The sequence below is a fragment of the Mesorhizobium quangtriensis genome, from assembly GCF_040081925.1.
GTDB lineage: Bacteria > Pseudomonadota > Alphaproteobacteria > Rhizobiales > Rhizobiaceae > Mesorhizobium_K > Mesorhizobium_K quangtriensis.
Genome location: NZ_JBEBMF010000004.1, coordinates 571,141 through 589,925, shown reverse-complemented (window position 1 = coordinate 589,925; position 18,785 = coordinate 571,141). Strand labels below are relative to the sequence as shown.

General features: G+C 58.4%; 18 protein-coding genes. 14 read left to right on the top strand and 4 right to left on the bottom strand.

Features of this window, described 5'->3' with window-relative positions; genetic code table 11:
* Nucleotides 1-45: 45 nt before the first annotated feature.
* Nucleotides 46-2,067: a Druantia anti-phage system protein DruA gene (locus tag ABMA32_RS22445; RefSeq protein WP_349015950.1), complete on the bottom strand. Its 2,022-nt coding sequence runs from the start codon at nucleotides 2,065-2,067 to the stop codon at nucleotides 46-48.
* On the bottom strand, nucleotides 2,054-3,622 hold the full coding sequence (locus tag ABMA32_RS22440) for an ATP-binding protein (RefSeq protein WP_349015949.1): 1,569 nt from the start codon (nucleotides 3,620-3,622) through the stop codon (nucleotides 2,054-2,056). The genes ABMA32_RS22445 and ABMA32_RS22440 overlap by 14 nt, the downstream gene beginning before the upstream one ends.
* Before the next feature lie 423 nt (nucleotides 3,623-4,045).
* On the opposite strand from ABMA32_RS22440, the gene ABMA32_RS22435 reads away from it, so the two are divergent.
* The 9 genes from ABMA32_RS22435 (at nucleotide 4,046) to ABMA32_RS22395 (ending at nucleotide 12,595) form a co-directional block, all read left to right on the top strand.
* Nucleotides 4,046-4,246 (top strand): helix-turn-helix transcriptional regulator, encoded by a 201-nt coding sequence (locus ABMA32_RS22435; RefSeq protein ID WP_349015948.1) that lies wholly within the window; start codon nucleotides 4,046-4,048, stop codon nucleotides 4,244-4,246.
* A 215-nt stretch (nucleotides 4,247-4,461) separates the two neighbouring features.
* A complete protein-coding gene (locus ABMA32_RS22430) occupies nucleotides 4,462-6,207 on the top strand; it encodes a tyrosine-type recombinase/integrase (protein WP_349015947.1) in 1,746 nt (581 codons plus the stop codon).
* 7 nt (nucleotides 6,208-6,214) lie between these two features.
* Complete coding sequence (locus ABMA32_RS22425) at nucleotides 6,215-7,249, top strand: site-specific integrase (protein WP_349015946.1); 1,035 nt, start codon at nucleotides 6,215-6,217, stop codon at nucleotides 7,247-7,249.
* A gap of 340 nt (nucleotides 7,250-7,589) precedes the next feature.
* Complete coding sequence (locus ABMA32_RS22420; protein ID WP_349015945.1) at nucleotides 7,590-8,903, top strand: tyrosine-type recombinase/integrase; 1,314 nt, start codon at nucleotides 7,590-7,592, stop codon at nucleotides 8,901-8,903.
* 104 nt (nucleotides 8,904-9,007) lie between these two features.
* A complete protein-coding gene (locus ABMA32_RS22415) occupies nucleotides 9,008-10,021 on the top strand; it encodes a hypothetical protein (RefSeq protein ID WP_349015944.1) in 1,014 nt (337 codons plus the stop codon).
* Between the two features lie 176 nt (nucleotides 10,022-10,197).
* Nucleotides 10,198-10,422, top strand: coding sequence for a helix-turn-helix transcriptional regulator (locus ABMA32_RS22410; RefSeq protein ID WP_349015943.1), 225 nt, complete (start codon nucleotides 10,198-10,200; stop codon nucleotides 10,420-10,422).
* Nucleotides 10,423-10,633: 211 nt separating this feature from the next.
* Nucleotides 10,634-10,891, top strand: coding sequence for a hypothetical protein (locus tag ABMA32_RS22405; RefSeq protein WP_349015942.1), 258 nt, complete (start codon nucleotides 10,634-10,636; stop codon nucleotides 10,889-10,891).
* Between the two features lie 241 nt (nucleotides 10,892-11,132).
* On the top strand, nucleotides 11,133-12,173 hold the full coding sequence (locus tag ABMA32_RS22400) for an AAA family ATPase (RefSeq protein ID WP_349015941.1): 1,041 nt from the start codon (nucleotides 11,133-11,135) through the stop codon (nucleotides 12,171-12,173).
* 296 nt (nucleotides 12,174-12,469) lie between these two features.
* On the top strand, nucleotides 12,470-12,595 hold the full coding sequence (locus tag ABMA32_RS22395; protein WP_349015940.1) for a hypothetical protein: 126 nt from the start codon (nucleotides 12,470-12,472) through the stop codon (nucleotides 12,593-12,595).
* Between the two features lie 63 nt (nucleotides 12,596-12,658).
* Here the strand turns inward: ABMA32_RS22395 and rhuM are convergent, their stop codons facing one another.
* Nucleotides 12,659-13,696 carry a RhuM family protein gene (gene rhuM, locus ABMA32_RS22390; protein WP_349015939.1) on the bottom strand — a complete coding sequence of 346 codons (1,038 nt, stop codon included), beginning with the start codon at nucleotides 13,694-13,696 and terminating at the stop codon, nucleotides 12,659-12,661.
* A gap of 192 nt (nucleotides 13,697-13,888) precedes the next feature.
* On the opposite strand from rhuM, the gene ABMA32_RS22385 reads away from it, so the two are divergent.
* The 4 genes from ABMA32_RS22385 (at nucleotide 13,889) to ABMA32_RS22370 (ending at nucleotide 18,022) form a co-directional block, all read left to right on the top strand.
* On the top strand, nucleotides 13,889-14,044 hold the full coding sequence (locus ABMA32_RS22385; RefSeq protein WP_349015938.1) for a plasmid mobilization protein: 156 nt from the start codon (nucleotides 13,889-13,891) through the stop codon (nucleotides 14,042-14,044).
* Nucleotides 14,041-14,223, top strand: coding sequence for a hypothetical protein (locus tag ABMA32_RS22380; RefSeq protein WP_349015937.1), 183 nt, complete (start codon nucleotides 14,041-14,043; stop codon nucleotides 14,221-14,223). Before ABMA32_RS22385 ends, ABMA32_RS22380 begins: the two co-directional genes overlap by 4 nt.
* Before the next feature lie 2 nt (nucleotides 14,224-14,225).
* Nucleotides 14,226-15,299, top strand: a complete 1,074-nt coding sequence (locus ABMA32_RS22375; RefSeq protein ID WP_349015936.1) for a hypothetical protein — start codon at nucleotides 14,226-14,228, stop codon at nucleotides 15,297-15,299.
* 71 nt (nucleotides 15,300-15,370) lie between these two features.
* A complete protein-coding gene (locus tag ABMA32_RS22370) occupies nucleotides 15,371-18,022 on the top strand; it encodes a hypothetical protein (RefSeq protein ID WP_349015935.1) in 2,652 nt (883 codons plus the stop codon).
* 7 nt (nucleotides 18,023-18,029) lie between these two features.
* Here ABMA32_RS22370 and ABMA32_RS22365 read toward each other — a convergent pair whose 3' ends face one another.
* Nucleotides 18,030-18,404, bottom strand: coding sequence for a hypothetical protein (locus ABMA32_RS22365; RefSeq protein ID WP_349015934.1), 375 nt, complete (start codon nucleotides 18,402-18,404; stop codon nucleotides 18,030-18,032).
* A 54-nt stretch (nucleotides 18,405-18,458) separates the two neighbouring features.
* Between ABMA32_RS22365 and ABMA32_RS22360 the strand changes: the two genes are divergently transcribed.
* The gene (locus ABMA32_RS22360; RefSeq protein ID WP_349015933.1) at nucleotides 18,459-18,761 is read left to right on the top strand and encodes a hypothetical protein; all 303 of its coding nucleotides are present in this window, start codon (nucleotides 18,459-18,461) and stop codon (nucleotides 18,759-18,761) included.
* Nucleotides 18,762-18,785 lie beyond the last annotated feature (24 nt).

Here is an 18,785-nt window from a genome sequence, read left to right as displayed (position 1 = left end):
TGATTCTTTGCCACCTAAGGCTAAGAAATTTCACTCCGATTGTCCCTACTCGCCGAGCGCAGTTAGCAGGTCGGGCACGGGCTCGGTGTCCAAACTGCGCTGCACGCTCTCCGGGCCGAGGACCTTCACGGCGGCGATAGTCGCATCACGCCGAGCGCGACCATCCAGCCATCGACGCCGCCAGGCTGCCGAGATCGCAGCGGCGGACGAGGCTTTAGTCTCGATGGATGTCAGGCCCATCAGCGCATTTCGCGAGCTCGCACCGAGTTCGCAGGCGTAGAATAGCCGCGGAGTGGCATGGTGAAGAATACTATCGCTGGCGATGCCTAGCGCGTCCAGCCCCTCCCTGATCTGTCGCAGGCGCGGGCTTGTTCCCTCACCAAACCGATTATTCACGCGGCGAGAGGTGTGCAGGTTTTGCGCCATTAGCCGCAGGGCGTGGGCGGTATCTTGGCCGAGATGCAGCGTGCCAAAGCCACCGGTCTTGCTCCGCCCGATCGAGTCCCATCGCAGTTCGTGCGTCAAACCCTCGTGCTCGACGGCCCGGAGGCTGAGCCGATTGTATTGACTCGATCCTACCCCATAGAGGCTGGTCGTCGTCAGGACGCACAAGTCAGCAGGCTTCGAGATCGCTCGTCCAGCCATCTGCGACGCGATCACACTCACCTGACCGCTGTAACGTTTGGAATAATGATCTCGGACTTCCTTGGACGCCAGCAAGAGGGCCACGAGCTTGCCGCCAAGCAGTTCATTGTAAGGAGCGATAGCTCCACAGATGCTCACGTCGGCCACGCGGCTGGAAAGGCCAGCCTTTCGAAACTCGGCCAGCACAATGTCGATGGCACGCTGTCCGCTTTTTGCGGAAAGAAGTTGGTCGAGGGCGGACGAGGGATCCGAAGCGAGGTCGGCCGCCCGAAACATTTGCTTTGCGAACAGCAGTTGAGCGAGCAGTTCGGCTCTCTTCCGCACGAAGAGCAGGTCTTCGGAAGCCCTGACCCAATCGGTGTCAGACCCGACCACCTTGACGGCTCCCCGCATCGGGCGGACCCGATCCCCCTCCTGAAGGCTGGTTTGGTAGTGTACCTTCAACTCAAGATCCCGCGCATACGCGGCTCCGGACGCCTTTTGCTCGAGGCGCAGGATCGTATTCTCGCTTGGGCTTTCGATCTCGTCCGGCCGCACCAGGTCGTCCCAACGGACCTCGTCGATCGACGCATTCAGTCGATCGAGGAAAGCCTCGGCGAGGCATGCTGGGTCCCACAGGCCGGACCGGAGATTTGCCTCTGTCGACTCCCGCAGCCAGCCGATCCAGTTGTCTCGCGCCGATAGACGCATGACGGGGCTTGCCAGCATCGCGATTCCGATAACGGGTCGTCCTGGGCGCGCGGCGTTTCTGATCAAGACCAGCAACTGGCGCCCGGGAATCGGACGATATTCGTGCGCCCAGGTATGACGGAAGTAGCGCCAGATTTCGTTCAACGGCAGCCCAGTCTCAGAACATTTCGCTCCCGCTTGGCAAACCTCGACGACCGGATCAATCAATCGTGCGAGAGCTGCATCGCGGTCGGCCACCGGCAGTTGATTGATCGCTTCCAGATCGCGTCCTAACGCTGCGCCATCATCGATGAGATCGAGCACAGAACTGCGCACGCCTGGCTGTCGCGGCGTCCGCCGCTCCATCCGTTTGATGAAGTTCGCCACGGAGGGTTCGGACAACTGGCGACGGCGAGCGACCTGGAGGGCGGATCGAATTCGAAGCTTGATATCGTCGACAGTCTGGTCGGGGCTTGTTTCGATTCCAGGCGCTTTGAAATGCAGCCCATTTCCTTCGAAAGCGACATGCCACCCTTGATCCAGAAGGTCCGCCACGAGCAGGCAGATGGCGCGCAGCTTGGTGCTATCGCCCTCGTCCACATATCTCCGGGCAAGTTTGCGAAGACTCTGCGCGAAACCGGGAGGTGTCGGTCCAGTAAAGTTGAGAAGCTCGTGGAGTTCTTCACGTTCGTCGGGGGCAAGAAACGGCGTGAAAGGCCGTAAATTCGACCGATCAAGCTCATAATCTGCCATGACTGCCCCTCCCCGACCGCCCACGCGTCTTCATTGTCACTTTCGGCGCCTCGGCGCCAGCCGGCAGGTGGCCGGCGCGCATGTCGGAAGCCCATTCTCTTAGCAAGCTGTCATAGTCTGCGGCGTGTTCAGCGCGACCGAGCCTCATCCGGACAAGGATCTTCGCCAAGAGACTATCCAGGGCGGCTTCAGGCGTAAACTCTCGAACTATGCGGCCAACCAGAACTTCTACATCCAGCGGGGAGGCAGGTTCGATTGCATGAGGTGTCGTGCCTGAGGGAGGGACGAGGACCGAGTTGGAGGTCGACGCGACGGCAGGCCTCGAGGCAGTTGTGCGTTCTGCTTTCGCAGAACGAACCTTGTGCCGCAGATGTTCGATTGCCTTGGGCAAGCCGGCCGCGCGAAGGCAGTCCCACATCTCGCGCGAGAGCGACACCTGCTGCTTCGCAGTGGTGACACCGAACGCCTCGTCTAGGCCTGCAGAAAACTCGATCTCAACTCGGATATATCGATCGTTGTTGATGAACGTGGTCCACGGCGTCCGGCCCTGAATGTCCACGATTCGTCCATTTCGGCTGAAGATGATGCCGTGATAGTGCTTCAGGATGGGGAAGCGTGAATTGGCGTTGATGCCGATTGCGTCGCGCCCCTTATCGGTCGCGCCAAAAGAAGGCGGCAGCCACGCATACCGCAGTGTAACCGATCCGCGCACGTCACCCAGTTCACCATCGATCGTCATGGTGACCGGATCGAGCGCATGAGCGTGATCTTCGTCCAGGGCAAATAGTTCGGCGTCAGGGGACAGGAACAGCGGGTCTATTGGACGGACCCTTTCCCCATCGATGTAGATCGACGTCGCCCGAAGCAGCTTGTGATAGGCGACCCCGAAATGCCGGACCAGATTGCGACGCAGGCCCGCAGCCGTGGTCCAGTTCAGGCGGTCCAACTTGTCTATGACCACGACCGTTCCGGACTTCCATCCACCCGGATGGCTTTGCGCCAGTGCGTCGCTAACAAAGTCTGGCAAATGGGCGCGACGCGCTGGTGGGATTTCCAACTCGCCATCGCTGTTCCGATATGCGTCGCTATCGAGCAGATCGAGATCAAGAGTGACAACGTAGGTCGCGCCGCGGTCAACTTTCGAATAGATCGAGAAACGGCGCCCCATGCTGACGGTCGCGCAGGGGAGCCCGTATCCGAACCTTCCCAGACCTTCGCGATCATTCTCTCTGTGAGTCCCGCCCCACATCATGGCGAACCGCAACATTGCAGGTGCCATTCCATGTCCATCATCGACAACGGCCAGTTGGGTCGGCCTAGCAGCCGATCCGTCGCTCGCGAAGTTGAAGAGCAGATCTACCCGTTCCGAATAGGCTTGGATCGAATTGTCGACGAGTTCAGCGAGCGCCTCCAGATTGCTCTTGTATCCGATATGCCTAATTCCGCGGATGAAGGCTTCAGGGACGAATAGGTTTAGGTTCTGATCGCGTGCTTTGGTCTCGGTGTAACGCTGTTGCGCAGCGATGACTTTGCGAGTTCTCAGTCCGCCGTTCATATCGTCCCCCCGACGTCCGTGTTGTATGTACAAGGCTAGCACGAAATGCGTCGAGTAGTTGCAGGGCATTTTTTCGGTCCAGCATTCAGGTGCCGATCGGCTCGATCGAAATGACAGCTTACCAAGCTGCGTCGCTAGAAGCGGTCGGTCGACTAACGGCCCCAAAACAGCCAGTCAGCCACGCGCCTCCGTTTGTCCGCCTTTCGTAGCTGCTGTTCCGATACGAGACGGGCCATGCCCCGATTTCTAGATGGGGCGCTCCAGCCACTTTGCTCCGGCTCCCAAGTGACTCCTTTATTCGTCATCCATAGGCAACTTTATCAAACCTCGGGTTGCCCAATGACCACGGAAGCCGATCAAGCACTTGTCCCAGCGGACAACGGACATCCCAAATCTCCGAACGAAAGCGACAGGCAAGAGAAGTTGAACTCGCCATACCTGATCGTGGAGCAGGCAGCCAACTACCTGCGCGTTTCGAAGAACTATCTCGACAAGCTCAGGGTTTCCGGGACGGGGCCACCCTTCGTCCGTCTTGGCCGCCGCAAGGTCCTCTATCGCAAATCCGACTTGGACAAGTGGGTTGAGGAACGGATCTACGCTTCGACGACGCAGTACGGGTCCTAGCCAGGGACTCGTCACTGCTCAGGTGGATGTGAAGCTATGTCCAACCATGAATTGTATTATGCATCGGGTGCGAGAAGTTATTACATATTGATTTCAGTATTAGGATTACTGTTTGGCGTAAATATGGATTGTATTCTTGTATAGTATTCCTAAATTCCAAGTACAGAATGCCTTGTCCATCCTGATCCATCTGCAGCCGCGAAGGACCCGTCCCAATGAACAAACATGTCGATCCCAGACACCCGTTCTCCGCGCACTCGGCAATCGGCGAACCGTCTTTTGCGGATGTGTTACAGGCTATTGCGAGCGACGATCACCTCAGCGATGGCCGGAAGCGCCATTGGTCGACGTCGCTTCGCAAAATGGCCGAGTACATTGACCGACCCATGCCGACGATGCCGGCGCGCATATCGGGCATCAGTCAACAGGTGTTGGCCCTTCATCCGGCCAGGCTCGGCGTCAACGACAAGACATTCGCCAATCACCGGGCCAACGCCAAAGCGGCATTGAACTGGTTCAAGGATTGTAGAGGCGGGCTGGGTCGTGCAGCGGCTATGACGGCGGCGTATCGGGAATTGTTGGTTCTGATTGGAAACCGTCATCACCGCGATCTGATCTCGCCCTTCTTTCGGTTCCTGAGCATGCAAGGAGTCGAGCCGGGCAGCATCGGTGACGAGCATCTCACTGCCTATGTTGCATATTGCAGTGAAACCAAATTCAGGCCTTTGCGCAACTCGACGATCCGATCGCTATCGCGTCACTTCAACCAGCATGCCGAGACAATCAAGGAATGGCCGGACGTTGCGCTAAGCGTCCCGGCAGCCATTTGTGCGAATGACGGTCTGCCGTGGGATCAGGTTCCTGCCGGACTGCGCAGCGATATTGAGGCCGTGCTGAAGCGGCGTTCACGAGCGCGCGAATCCGCTTCTGGACGGAGACTGCGCGGCTGCAAGCAATCGACCTTGAATCTCATTGAACGGAAGCTGAAGGCGGCCGTACGAATGGCAGCCAGAACTGGTATCCCAATTGATGAGCTGTCCTCGCTTGCGGCCCTGCTGCACCCGGATCGTTCAGAGATGATCATCGATGCCTATTGGCGGACCGATGGTGAACAACCGGGCATCTACACGATCGACCTCGCAACATTGTTTCTCGATCTCGCCCGCAGCGAGACGGAGCTAGACGGTGAAAGCTTGAGGCGACTGGAGGACATGCGCGCCACTTTGGAAGAGCATCGTCGGTCGGGCCTGACCGACAAGAATATGACGCTGATTCGCCAGGTTCTGGCGACCGACAGCTGGGCGAAGGTCGTTGGATTGCCTCGTCGTATCTTGGCCGGGGCCGATGCCTTTCGCAGAACGCAGCCGATCAAATCGGCCGTGTCTGCCCAACTCGCCGTCGCCATAACTCTGTTGACCATGGCGCCGGTGCGGATGCGCAACCTTGCGACAATCCGGATCGGTCACAACCTCATCCGCCCTAACGGTCCGGCAGGAGCGTTTCATCTGATCTTTGCTGCCAATGAGGTCAAGAACGAAGAACCCTTGGAGTTTCCGCTGAATGCACAGGTCACGGCGATGATCGAAACCTTTATCCACGATCATCGTCCGGGATTGATGCGCAGCCACAATCACGATTACCTGTTTCCAGGCGAGGCTGGCGGCCACAAGGACATGAAGACGCTTGGTGGCCAGATCACCAAGCGGATCGCGCGCGAAATCGGCCTGACAATCACACCGCATCAGTTCCGCCACGCGGCTGCCGCCCTGATCCTGCGCACCGATCGCGGCAATTATGAACTCGTTCGTCGCGTTCTCGGTCACAAATCGCTTGGGACTACGACAAGCTTTTACATAGGCCTCGAGTCGCTCTCGGCGGCAGAGCGTTTTGGCCAGATCGTCACCGCGATGCTGCCGCCTGACGATGCTCAACCCTGCAAACCAAAGCGACATCGAGGCTGAGGGTATCATGCGGGCTACATATCAAACCCTGCCGGTCAACGAATGGCCTGTCGCCGATCGCATAGCCTGGCAGGACGCCTGCCGGCCCGCACTGCGCCTTCTCAAGGGCGGCAGCGCTTGCGGCATCAAGCCGGTTTCTCGAACGGCCTATGCGCGGGCCTATGGTTACCTGCTCGACTTTTGCCTGCGCACGAGCCGTTTCGATCCTCAAGCCGCCGCCGCAGGCCATGTCACGCCGGCGATCATGGATGCCTTTGTCGCAGAACTGCAGACGCGCGTCGGTTCGATTGCCCGTTACAATTATCTCAGCCGGATCGAACGCATGGCTCGCCTTCTCGCGCCGGGAACCGATACCGCGTGGCTGAAGGAAGTGGTGGCCGAGCTAGAGGATCAGATCACCCCACGCAGCAAGGTAGCGCGCATCGTCTCTTCCGCGCGGCTCCTCGAGCTTGGTCTGGATTTGGTGGAACGCGCCAAAGCTTCCACCAACGGGACGAATCTACAAAGGGCCCGCCTGCATCGCGATGGACTGATGATCGCCATGCTTGCGCTTTGCCCCATTCGCCTGAAGAACTTTGCCAGCATCCAGATCGGCAAGCAGCTTCGCAAGATCGATGATCAGTGGTGGATCATGCTTGCGAGCGAAGAAACCAAGACAGGTCGGGCCGATGAACGCCCGCTGCCCACCATCCTAACCCCGATCATCGATCAATGGATCGACACCTATCGACCGGCCTTCCTACGACCCGGCGACGCGTTGTGGGTCTCCACTGCCGGAGGAGCGGTGGCCTACACCTATGTCGGTGCGATCATCACTGAGACGACGAGGCGGGAACTGGGGATTGCCGTCAATCCGCATCTCTTCCGCGATTGTGCAGTCTTTACAGTCGCACACAATGCCGGCAGGGAAATGGGAATAGCTTCGGCACTTCTCCAGCACACCGACCATCGTGTGACCGACAAACACTACAATCGCGGCGCCATCGTCGAGGCCGTCAAAAGCTTCCATCGGATAGTATTGGCGATCGACGAAACGGCCTGAAGCGCTCGCCAATCATTGTCCCTGGATTGGACGCAAATGGACAAGATTGTGCTGTCCGTTGGACGCCATGTGGACGCCAATGTGTACAATTCAATGTTGATAGCCAGTTAAGGCATTGAAATAGTTGGTGATCCCGACAGGAATCGAACCTGTGACCTACAGATTAGGAATTTCAGGGTCCAAGTTTCAGGCTGTGTCCACAGCTTTCCGGAGCGCTCCATAAAGTGCTGTATTTGAATTTGTTTCATGGTATGTTCTTTCCTGGGGTTTCGCGGCGTTTCCATTCTGCGTGACGCCCCGGTGACGCCCCAGAACCGAAATGGCCGTTTCGGGAGAACACATGGCAACGCGCGAAAAACAAAAGCTTACCAAGCGGGTGGTGGACAAATCCTCGGCTGACGCCCTGCGCTATACCGTCTTCGATTCCGAGATCAGGGGCTTTGGCCTGCGCGTGTTTCCCAGCGGCCAGAAGAGCTGGATTTTTGAATACAAGGGCGCCGAGGGCGGCCGGCGGGCTGTTACTAGGCGCGTCACACTCGGCGCGGCGGACAAGATCACCCCCGACGAGGCGAGAAAGCTCGCCGATACCCTCAGAGCGAGGGTCCGTCTTGGAGACGATCCGCAGCGGGAAAAGAAGTCTCTACGTCTCGCCCCTACCGTTTCCGATCTGGCTGACGATTTCCTGAAACTGCATGTTAAGACGAAGCGGAAGGCCGGCACTGTTGATCATTATGAGGATGTTCTGAACCGTCTCGTCGTTCCGGTGATCGGCAAGCGCAAGGCGCGGGAAGTCACACGCAGTGACGTTTCAAAGCTTCATCTTTCTTTGGCAGGGACTCCGTTCCAGGCGAACCGCGTTCTTGCCGTCATCAGTTCAATGTACCAGTGGGGCGGCAAACATGGCGAGACGCCGGAGGGACACAATCCCGCTGCGGGAGTGGAGCGATTTTCAGAAGACAGTCGCGAGCGCTTTCTGACAGGTAAGGAAATGGAACGGCTTGGCGCTGCGATCCGCCTTGCAGAGACGGACGGCGTTCCCTGGGTAATCAAGACAGACAAGAAATCGAAGCATGTCCCGAAAAAGCGACAGGCCACGACGATCGATCCATTTGCATCTGCAGCGCTCCGGTTGCTTCTGTTCACAGGGGCGCGTGTCGGCGAAATCCTTTCCCTGAAATGGGATCATGTCGATTTCGATCGCGGGCTGTTGCTGCTGCCGGATTCCAAAACCGGCAAGAAGGCCATAGTTCTCAACGCCCCCGCGATGGAAATTCTATCCACGCTTCCTCATGTCGGCGCCTATGTCATTGCAGGCGCCAGCGCTGGCGAGAATGACGAGAAGCCCCGTTCGGACTTGAAGCGGCCATGGGAAATGGTGCGTAAGCAAGCCAAGCTTGAAGGGTTGCGTCTGCATGATCTGCGGCACAACTTCGCCAGCTTCGGGGCAGGGGGCGGGCTTGGACTTCCCATCATAGGAAAGCTGCTCGGCCACACTCAGGCTGCAACGACGCAGCGCTATGCTCATCTCGATGCCGATCCGCTGCGACGCGCCTCGAATGCAATCGGAGCAGCTATTGCCGGTGCCATGGGCGAAGCAAAGCCCAAGGCCGGAGAAAGTGCAGAAATCATCCCGCTGAAGCGCCAGGAGGGCTGAGGCGGATACGAGAAACCGCAGGGATAGGACGGCCATCCGACAATCCGGCGAACGCCTGCCGGCTTCCCTGCGGTCCACAAAGGCGATGTTCGCGGAAGGCGCGCGTGGAAGAAGAATCAGTAACTGACGAAATAGAGTGGAGCTTGACGGACACAATCGTGTGGATCGCTCGGCGCGAACGGAGTGCCGTAAGGGATAGCCGCGCGGAAGACACGAGCCCGATTCTTCACTCGTTTGGTTCTAAATTGGACGCAGAGGACGCGTGGAGCCTGCTCACGCAAGCAATTCGGAAGAAGCTATTGGCTGCATCGGGTTTCAGTCCGAAGTGCAAATTGCACGTGACCAAGGTCGGGAAGCACATACAATTCCAGGTTGGAAATGGCGCGGGTGCCAAACTGAAAGACCTGACGTTCTCCGTGAAGGAAGTGTTGACGATATTCCCTCCGAAGCACAATCCATACGACATTCAGATAGATTTCAGCTCGGAGCGGCTCTCCCTCTACTCTGCCGCCATCTTCATCGAAAATGGAGATGAACCGATCACGTATCGTGCGGCTGACCACGACAACCATCCAAATCTCAGCATCTTTGAACGGGGGACAACGCGCTTGCTGGAAGGGCTGCGAAAAGGAACATTGGTCGCAGAAGGGTTCAATGTGCCCGCCCAAGAGCCCGGCTACATCGACGCCAGCGTTTGGAGATACGCGTCCTCCGAACCCGGAAATAGCATTTATTGGGTCGCTTTGTGCGATTACAGAAAGGGGCTTCTGGATGCCGGGACATCAAGCGCAGGCGGGTCGATTTTTGTCGATGGGGACAATGAAGCGCGCTGGGTGCAAATCACGATCCCCAAAGAGCAGTTGGTAGCATTCCGGGGAAAATCGAAACCGGGAGCCAAACGCATCGAAAATCTGCGAAAGGCTGCTCGCGATTATCCAGCAGCGGATTTGGAAGCGTGGTTCCTTGGCTTCACCGACAGGTGGAAGGCCGGCAAGGTGGCCGGGAGCCTTAAGGCTTTCGAGGGTGATGCAGAACATCACTTCCCCAACGTGAAGCGGGAGCCGATTCGTAAGTTCTGGGATAAATTTGAAGGCCGAAAGCCGAGATACAAAGGCTAGCTCGCCTTACGCCGAAACTATCGATTCCTTACGCCGGGCTTACGCCGAGATACGCCGGATTAACATATTGATTTTGCGGCGTAATTCGACTTACGCAACCTTCGTTACTACGTTTTCCTGCATCACACGCAATTTCGCGGTGACTGCCCGCGTGGCAGCAACTTGCAGGAACCAACATGCAGCAACTCGACCAACCCAAAGCCACTATCCAGCGCACCAAGCTGCGCACGGATCAGGCGGCCAAATATACCGGCACTTCCGCCTCTACCCTCAACAAGCTTCGTCTGACCGGCGGTGGCCCGACCTATATCAAACTCGGCCGTACCGTCGTCTATGACATCACTGATCTGGACGCATGGCTCGATGCACACCGTCGCAAATCCACGTCGGTTGCGGCGTGAGGTGCGAGCATGGAGCTACATAGCAAAACGGCCAGCCTGGCAGGGCTGACCGTTCCGGTATCGTCGAAAGGTGTGGTGCCTTCTTCATACCAAAAAGCCTCGAATCTCGCAACGTCCGAGACCTATGCGACCGCGAAATTATTGACGCGGTTCAGCATGCGCATCGAGACGGCGCGGCTGGTCGCGCACCTCTCAGGCATGGGAGGCGCGCATGTCTGAGGTCGTCGAGAAGAAGCCCTTTGAGGCCCAGAAAGCTTGGAGGGAAAGCAATCCCCAAAAGGTGTGGGCGCAAAGGGCGCTGCGCAGTGCTCTCAAGATGGGCATGCTCCATCCGGAGCCGTGTTGCGTGTGCGGCGTCGAACCCGCCGAGGCGCATCACCCTGACTATGATCGTCCGATGGATGTCGTCTGGCTATGCCGGAAACATCACAAGGCAGAGCATGCCCGCCTCAAGTGCGAGGTGGCGTGATGACGGTACATTTGCCTCTGCCGACTTCCGAACACCTCGCCACAGCGAAAGCCGTCTTTTGCCTCCGTGTAGCCGCTGGCGCTCTCGTGCAGAGCGTCTATTGGCTCGATGACGCCGGGCTGGAATGCCCATCCCTCGCCCATCTGGCCTCCGACGCCACCACGCTTGTTGCACTCTGGAGTGGCAGACGGGTCGCAGGGTTTGACTCGGTTCCGGCCTATATCGCGGATGCTGCGACGGCATGGCGTCGTCAGAATGGGAGGTCTTATTGACGCGCCCAACTGACGAACTGATTGCCGCTGACCTAATGCATGACGCGTATCGCGGCTGTATTAATCTAGGCCCAGACGGGCGCGACATAGAAGCCGGCTCGTCGCCTAGCATGACGGCTGCCCAACTTCAGGAAATGCAGTTCGATGAGCTGCAATACGTCATCCCCGGATATGTGGCTGAAGGCGCGACCCTGCTGGCCGGGAAGCCCAAGCTAGGGAAGTCCTGGCTTGTTCTCGACTGGTGCATTTCCGTCGCCATCGGCGGCTACGCCATGGGTTCTCAGAAATGCAAACAGGGCGACGTTCTCTATGCAGCCCTGGAAGACAACGCGCGCCGGCTACAGCGCCGAATGAAGCAGGTTATCCCCGCTGGTGACACGTGGCCCGAGCGGCTGACGCTCACCACCACCATGAAGCGTACAGACGATGGCGGGCTTGCCGCAATCAGGGATTGGGCGCGCTCCTGCTCCAATCCTCGGCTTGTGGTGATTGATACGCTCGCCAAGGTCCGCCCGCCGGCAAAGAACAAAGATAACCCCTACGAGGCAGACTATCGCGCCGTGTCGCCATTCCTTGCCCTGGCGGCTGAATTGCAGCTTGCAATCATCATCGTTCACCACACCCGCAAGCAGGACGCCGACGACCCCCTGGACATGGTTTCCGGAACTACCGGGCTAACAGGTGGCGTCGATGCCGTCATGGTCCTCACCCGAGATGGGCAGGGAACAATCCTGACCGGCAGGGGACGCGACATCGAGGATATTGAGAGCGCCGTGAAGCTCGATACCAGCGGGCGTTGGAGCCTTCTCGGTGACGCCGACGAGGTTCGCCGCAGCAGGGAAAGAAAGCTCATCCTCGAAGCCATGAAAGAGCTTGGTGAAGCCGGCCCCAAGGACGTGGCAGAGGCCACCGAAATGAAGGCCGATAACGTCAAGTACCTCATGCGGAAGATGGTCCAGCAGAACGAATTGGAGAAGCTAGAGCATGGACGATACCGCCTGCCTCAGTAGCTCCGAGACGCCACTTAAAGCGGGTGTCCTTCCTTCCCTCACTTCCCTCACTTGTCCTGTCGAAAGGAAGCGAAGGAAGGGAAGGGAGGGGGGGGTATATGTATTCCCTTCCTTTGGAGCCAAATCCCGCAAATTTACGGCCTTCTCGGAGACGGGAACCCCTTCCTTTGCCGCTTCCTTTTGGAGAGCAATACGATGAGCCCGCCTCTCAACTGGGAAAAGGCGAAACGTCGCCGGCAACCTTGCACTTCCATCGCTGACGAGAAAGAAAGGCTGGACCGAGATGCGGCCGCTCGATGGCTGGCGAGGAAGACAAAGTTCATGGCCCTGTCGGCGAAACGCCGGAGGAGGCGATGATCTACGTCGCGCTTATCTCCTCCATCGCCCTGGTTGTTCTCACCATCATCGGAGCGCTGCCGTGATGAATGGTGATTGGAAGCCAACGCCGCCAACGAGGCAGCATTGTCGGCTGCCACGCAGAATACTTACTGCTTACGGCGCGACGATTTGGGCAAGGCCTTGGCTTCTTTCGCCAAGGCTCCGATGCGCTCATCGGCATCCTGATGGCGTTCAAGCTTTCGCTGCCGATCGAATTTTTCGTACTGCGCTTCAGCGGTACGCCTTGCGTCTCCGGCTTTTACAGAGCCACCGGATCGAAGGACTGCCCGCCCAAGCTGGAGCAATTGCTGTTCAAGCAGGGTTTGAGCGTCCTGCATCACCACAAGCCTCCCGATGTCGAGCTGATCCTCGAAAATGTCGAGCAAGATGGTTGTGAGGCGGTTGAGCTCTTTGATTTCCCCATCGGCAAGGTAGTTCTTCGAGACGACGACATCAGTCTTCCTAATGTTATCGTTCGGCCATGTCTGCAATCCCATATTCTCGGATCTATGGTTTGCTCTCGTAGCGATGATTTCCGAGGGTGTGTGCGACGTGACCGCATATACCAGCTTCGCTTGTGTCCGTTGATAGAACTCGCGCGCAGCCTCAGTTGTGCCGTCGTAATCCTGGCACATAGCGCAAATCCGGCGGAGCTCGCGATAGACGTTTGCCTCGTCTGAGCGGATGTCCCGGATTATCTCACGAAGTTCGGCGACTCGATCTACATTTTCCGGTTGTTTGAGGCGTGGGGCATCAACAACGAAGCCCTTTTTGGCAAACTGGACCAGAATGCTGGTCGCCCAACGCCGAAACATTGTACCTTGCGCCGACGACACGCGGTAACCGACTGAAATCACCACGTCCAAATTATAGAGCGTTGCCGGCCGGCCGGTCGTTGTTTGCGTTTTCTGCAAAGAAGTCGCTTCGTCCAGTTCCCCCTCATCGAAGATATTGGCGATGTGCCGGGATACCGTTGATACGTCTCGTCCGAACAGTTGCCCGATTTGAGCTTGGCTCATCCAGAGAGTGTCACCCTCATATCGAATGTCGAGGCGAAGGCCCTTGTCGGTTCCATAGACAAGGAACCGGTCGCCGGTCTCCCCGTCTTCAACCAAGTGGACAGGCTCAATATCATCGTCGCTCATGTGATGTCGCCCCGACTCGCTTGGAGAACATTATAGCAACTCTCTGAGGGAAATGCGCTGATAATGCCGGACACAGGCGGACAGTCGCGGACACCTACGAACAAGCCATAACACATTGATCTTATTTAATTTTTGTCCTTACATCTGCCGCAGTTGATCGCTATATTCGTCTCCAGTGATTTGGAGACTGACATGCGCTTTTCCGAACCTATGAATGAGCTGATCCAGGTGCGCGTCGGCAGCGACGAGAAGCGCCAGCTGATCGAGATCGCGCGCCGTCGTGGCCTGACACTTTCCGACTTCGTTCGCGAGACGGCGACGGAAGCAGCCCAGAGGGTCGCCGCGTGAGCGAGACGACACTCATGGCGCTATGGAGCCGTCACAAGCAGGCCTGCCGTCCGATCGGGGGCATCATCGCCGATGCGCGTGCAGGGCGTCTTCCTGGCATCGAGCCCCTTCCCACCGGCTTTGGCCATCGTGTTGTCGATGAGGTTATCGCGCTCTCGGCCATGCAAAGGAGCAACTGATAGTGGTCGATAACAGCATCGCATTGCGGGTCGAGACGCCCGACATAGCCAACAGCTTCATTCGCGGTCGGGATGCTGCCCAGCGAGAGCAGATCAATTCGCTGAACATGGACGCCACGCGTCAGAACATGGCCACGCAGCAGCGTGAGCAGGGCCGCGAAGAAGCATTGCAATTGATGAACCTGCTCGGCTCCATCGGCCTCGGCGCAATGAATGGCAAAATCGACGGGACGGCAGACCCGAAACTGTGGGAAGAAGGGTTGGATTTTCTGGACCAGTCCGGCCTCGGCGTTGATACGAAGCCTTATCGCGGGAAGCCCGAAATGGCGCGCCTGCTGGTGGATTCTTCCATCTCAGCCACGGAGCGAATTCGCCAAGCTCGTGAAGATCGCGAGTTCCAGTTGTCGCTCGAACGCTTCGACAAGGAACTCACGACCGCCGCCGCCAATCTCGACATCAACCGGCAGCGCCTCGATCTTGATCGGGACCGCGTGAAGGTCGCCCAGGACAAGGCCAACAAGCCCCCTAGACTTTCCGCCACCGAACTGAAGGCAGTCCATCAGGCGGAAGATGCGCTACCTGGCATCGATTCCAGCATCTCGCAGTTGGAACGCGCGCTTGAACTCAATGACAAGGCCTTCTCCGGCTTCGGCGCTGGTATGCGCGGAGCCGCCGGAGCAAAGACGGCTGATTGGATGATACCAGATTTGGTTGCCGACAAGGATGGATCGGAAGCGACCTCCGAGTATCAGGCTATCATGACCGGCGAGGCAGCGACTGCGATGTCGGAGGCCTTGAAGGGTGCCACGACTGACAAGGAACTCGGCATCTTCATGGATATCATCGGCGATGTCAGCAAGCCGCCAAAGGTCCGCAAGCAGGCCATTGATCGCCTGCTGGATTTGGCAAAGGCGCACAGAGCAAAGGCAGTCAAGCGTATCGAGGAACTGAAGAACGTCGCACCGGCAAACCAGAGCGAGACAAACACCGGCATCGACATAGGCACAGAGCAGGATGGCTTTCGCTACATCGGTGGCGATCCCGGCGACGAAGCAAGCTGGGAGCTGCTCGAATGAGAATTGAGAACTCCACGAGAGGAAAGACACGAGACCTGCCGGTAGCAGAAAGCTATCTGGCCGATCTCGACATGGTGCTGCGCGCCACCGATCCGCGTCTCGGAGCACGGATTGTGTCAGCAGGACAATCACCGAAAGGAAGCGGAGGCAAACGCACCGGCTCGACGCGTCATGATGTTGACGATACGGGACATGCGCATACCTCTGACATCGTCCTGACGCTCGACGGTAAGGACATTCTTCCCGGCGACCACAAGGACATCTATTCCAAGTTCCTGAAGAACGCGGCAGGCAAGTTCCCCGGTATTGGCCACTATCGGTGGGGCCTGCATATCGGTGGCGGTGATGCTGCGATGTGGGGACCGGATACCACGTCGAAGTCAGTTGATCCGATATTTGCCAAGGCCATCAGCGAGGGGCGCGGCGACATAGAGCGCCGTCCTCTTCCTGCTGTGGCAAACGGTTCGGGCAAGCCTTGGGAGCGATATCGCAAGACAACCGCTCCAGCTTCTCAAGCTGCACCATCTGCAAAGCCTTGGGAGCGGTATCGAGCCGCCACTCCGCAGGCGGCAGAAGCCCCGCAGCAGGCTGACACCTCTCAGTTCTTCGATGCCGACAGGTTCGGCGGTCCTGCTCCGAAGGGTGGGAGGGTTATCCCTGCATCACGTCGTGGCGAATTGCAGGGCACCGAACTGAGCGCCATGGAGCGTGTGGGGAACGCGCTCTACGACGCAGGCAAAGCCATCGGCCTGCCCGTCGATCGCATGCGCCGTGACAACGCTTCTCTTGATGCCGCTGTTCGTGGTGCTGCGGATACCGCGTCGTTCGGATTTGCAGATGAGATTGCTGCTGCTGCCGATTCCGTCACTGGCTTGACCGGCGAGCGTGGAAACTACAGCGGCAACCTCGATTATCAGCGCGCACAAGACCGTTACGACGCCGAAACGAATGCAGTAGCGAGAACGACAGGTCAGGTCGGCGGTGGTGTTGCTACCGGTGTCGCCGCCGCACCACGAGCCGCCGCAACGTGGTGGGGTCGCGGTGTTCAAAACGCACTAATGGGCGGCGTGTATGGTGGCGCTTATGGCTTCGGTAGCGGCGAGGGAAACTTTGAGAACCGTGTGGCCACCGGCTTTGATGGAGCCTGGAAGGGTGCCCTTATCGGGGTTGCTATTCCAGCAACGATGGCTGGGGTTCGCGGCGGCTACAATTTCATGCGCGCCGCCACAACCAAGCCGATAGGCAACGCAATGCGTAGCGTGGTCAACCCGACAGGCAATGCCATGCGCCTCGCTGAACGTGCGCTGTCCCGCGATGGCGTGACCCCTGAAGCTGCCGGCCTCAAGATGCAGGAGGCCATCGATGCTGGCGACGACTCGATGATGTTGATGGATGTAGCCGGCGACAACGTTCACCGGCTTGGCAAATACGCCACCAACATTCCGGGTCAGGGCGCGCAGAAAATCCAGTCCGCCGTTCACGACCGCCAACTTGCCCAGCCCGAACGCATCATCGGTGCAATCCAGAAAGGGTTGGACGATCCGGAGCGCTATTTTGGCACGATAGACGACATCATCGCACAGAGGCAGGCCGCCGCCGACCCACTGTACAAGAAGGCTTGGGAAACACCGGTTCCGTTCACGCGCAAGCTCGAAAGCCTACTTGGACGTGGGAAGGTCATGCGCGATGCGCTGAAAGGGGCGCGCGACCTTGGCGAGGCCGAAGGCATTCCCTCCAAGCAGTTCTTCGCCCGCATTGCGGATGACGGTTCCTACACCATCGAAAGCGCACCTGATGCCCGCCAGTGGGATCTAATGAAGCGTTCGCTGGACGACATTATTGACGGCGAGAAAACCATTCTCCCGAACGGTCAGGAGAAGCTCTCCAATCTCGGCCGCATCGTGTCGGGCATCAAGCGCGAGATGCTGGAGGAAATCGACCGCGTGAACCCGGACTATGCTGCGGCTCGCAGGGTGTATTCCTCGGCTTCCGAGTCGCTGGATTCGGTCGAGCAGGGCAAGAAGCTACTCGACGCTGACCCGGAGCTTGCCCGCCGCAAACTGGCGGACATGTCAGAGGGCGACAAGCAGCTTGCTCGGCTAGGCCTTTCCAAGGCTCTTTCTGATCGCATCCTGCGTGTCCGTGATGGCGTCAACACCACGAAGGCCATCTTCGGCTCGCCAAAGCATCGGGCTGTTCTCAAGGCAGCATTCCCCGATGAGGGGTCGTTTAGCGCCTTCGAAGAGGCGATGGAGCGCGAAGCAGCAAAGACCCGCACCAAGGACGCCATCAAGGGTAACAGCAGTACCGCACGCCAGGTCATCGATGCGGCCGATGCACAGGACGTGGACGAGGCTCTGCTCAGCAGCCTCGCCACAGGAGGCATTCGTGGTGCTGCGATGGCGGTCGTTCGCAAGGCGCTAAGCCGTGCCGTCGTCGTCAATGAAGCCACCGCGAAGGAGCTGGCCAACATCCTCACCACGACCGATCCCAAGATCGCACAACAGATCATCACGCGCATGCAGACGATGGCAATGAAGAACCAGCGTTCGGCCAAGAACTGGCAGATGGTGCGCGACGTGATGCGTAAGGGCGGCATTGTCGCTGGAGCCGGTCAGTCTGCGCAACCTGCGGACATGCCTCCGGCCGCGCCACCACGCATTCTCGGCCAGGATCGCCGCCAGCCTCTGGAAATCACCGTCGGCCCGGTAGGCGGTCCATGACCCGGTTTCAGATGAAAAATGCGACCGCCAGCACGGGAACGAGCACTACTCCGAAAGCCAGCAGATCTGGAATCGATCCCGTGTACTGGGGGTCATCGCCAAGCGCTGCTTCTGCCTTCGTGTATCGGACGATCCCAAAGATGGCACGCGCCGATAACAGTGCACCAACAATCCCGGCCGCGATCATCAGCGCGAAGATGCGATTGGCGTTATTGTCTGAAGAGACTGCAAGATATGCGCCTGCAACCACCCAGACGCCAATCCCGATCGGTGCGAGAAGGTTCTTCCAGTCTCGCGTCTTTTTCCATTCGATCACACGCCAGATGACGAGCGCGGCGACGATGTTGCCGGCAATCGTGGCAGCAGCGGCAAAGAGCATCATCTGTAGATCGCGCGTCATGGCTGGGAATCTACTTCATCACCATGGGGCAACGCAATGAACGCGGCAGACGCACATGTGAAGTTGCCTTCCATCCTGGACCATATCGATCTGCCGGGCTTCAGCGGCAGCTTCGAGGACATTCTCACCGCCGACGCGGATACACCCTTAGACGCTTTGGCGCTCGTATCCGTCGCCCGTCATCTCCTTACCGAGACGATCCAGGCCACACCCAAGGGCTCCAACGCTTCGATCTTCGCCCTCTACGCATGGGCGCACATCTCTCGCGCGGTAGAAGCCTTGGAACGATCGACGGGTGAGAAGGCAATCAGCACCATCACCACCGGACAGGCAAACTGAGGCCCTGCCAAGGCAGGCGAGAAG

Bases quoted from the DNA above. Each gene is read 5' to 3' on its own strand.
- ABMA32_RS22445 (WP_349015950.1), bottom strand. From the start codon at position 2,067: ATGGCAGATTATGAGCTTGATCGGTCGAATTTACGGCCTTTCACGCCG.
- ABMA32_RS22440 (WP_349015949.1), bottom strand. From the start codon at position 3,622: ATGAACGGCGGACTGAGAACTCGCAAAGTCATCGCTGCGCAACAGCGT.
- ABMA32_RS22430 (WP_349015947.1), top strand. From the start codon at position 4,462: ATGAACAAACATGTCGATCCCAGACACCCGTTCTCCGCGCACTCGGCA.
- ABMA32_RS22425 (WP_349015946.1), top strand. From the start codon at position 6,215: ATGCGGGCTACATATCAAACCCTGCCGGTCAACGAATGGCCTGTCGCC.
- ABMA32_RS22420 (WP_349015945.1), top strand. From the start codon at position 7,590: ATGGCAACGCGCGAAAAACAAAAGCTTACCAAGCGGGTGGTGGACAAA.
- ABMA32_RS22410 (WP_349015943.1), top strand. From the start codon at position 10,198: ATGCAGCAACTCGACCAACCCAAAGCCACTATCCAGCGCACCAAGCTG.
- ABMA32_RS22405 (WP_349015942.1), top strand. From the start codon at position 10,634: ATGTCTGAGGTCGTCGAGAAGAAGCCCTTTGAGGCCCAGAAAGCTTGG.
- ABMA32_RS22400 (WP_349015941.1), top strand. From the start codon at position 11,133: ATGGCGTCGTCAGAATGGGAGGTCTTATTGACGCGCCCAACTGACGAA.
- ABMA32_RS22395 (WP_349015940.1), top strand. From the start codon at position 12,470: ATGGCTGGCGAGGAAGACAAAGTTCATGGCCCTGTCGGCGAAACGCCG.
- rhuM (WP_349015939.1), bottom strand. From the start codon at position 13,696: ATGAGCGACGATGATATTGAGCCTGTCCACTTGGTTGAAGACGGGGAG.
- ABMA32_RS22385 (WP_349015938.1), top strand. From the start codon at position 13,889: ATGCGCTTTTCCGAACCTATGAATGAGCTGATCCAGGTGCGCGTCGGC.
- ABMA32_RS22370 (WP_349015935.1), top strand. From the start codon at position 15,371: ATGGTGCTGCGCGCCACCGATCCGCGTCTCGGAGCACGGATTGTGTCA.
- ABMA32_RS22365 (WP_349015934.1), bottom strand. From the start codon at position 18,404: ATGATGCTCTTTGCCGCTGCTGCCACGATTGCCGGCAACATCGTCGCC.
- ABMA32_RS22360 (WP_349015933.1), top strand. From the start codon at position 18,459: ATGAACGCGGCAGACGCACATGTGAAGTTGCCTTCCATCCTGGACCAT.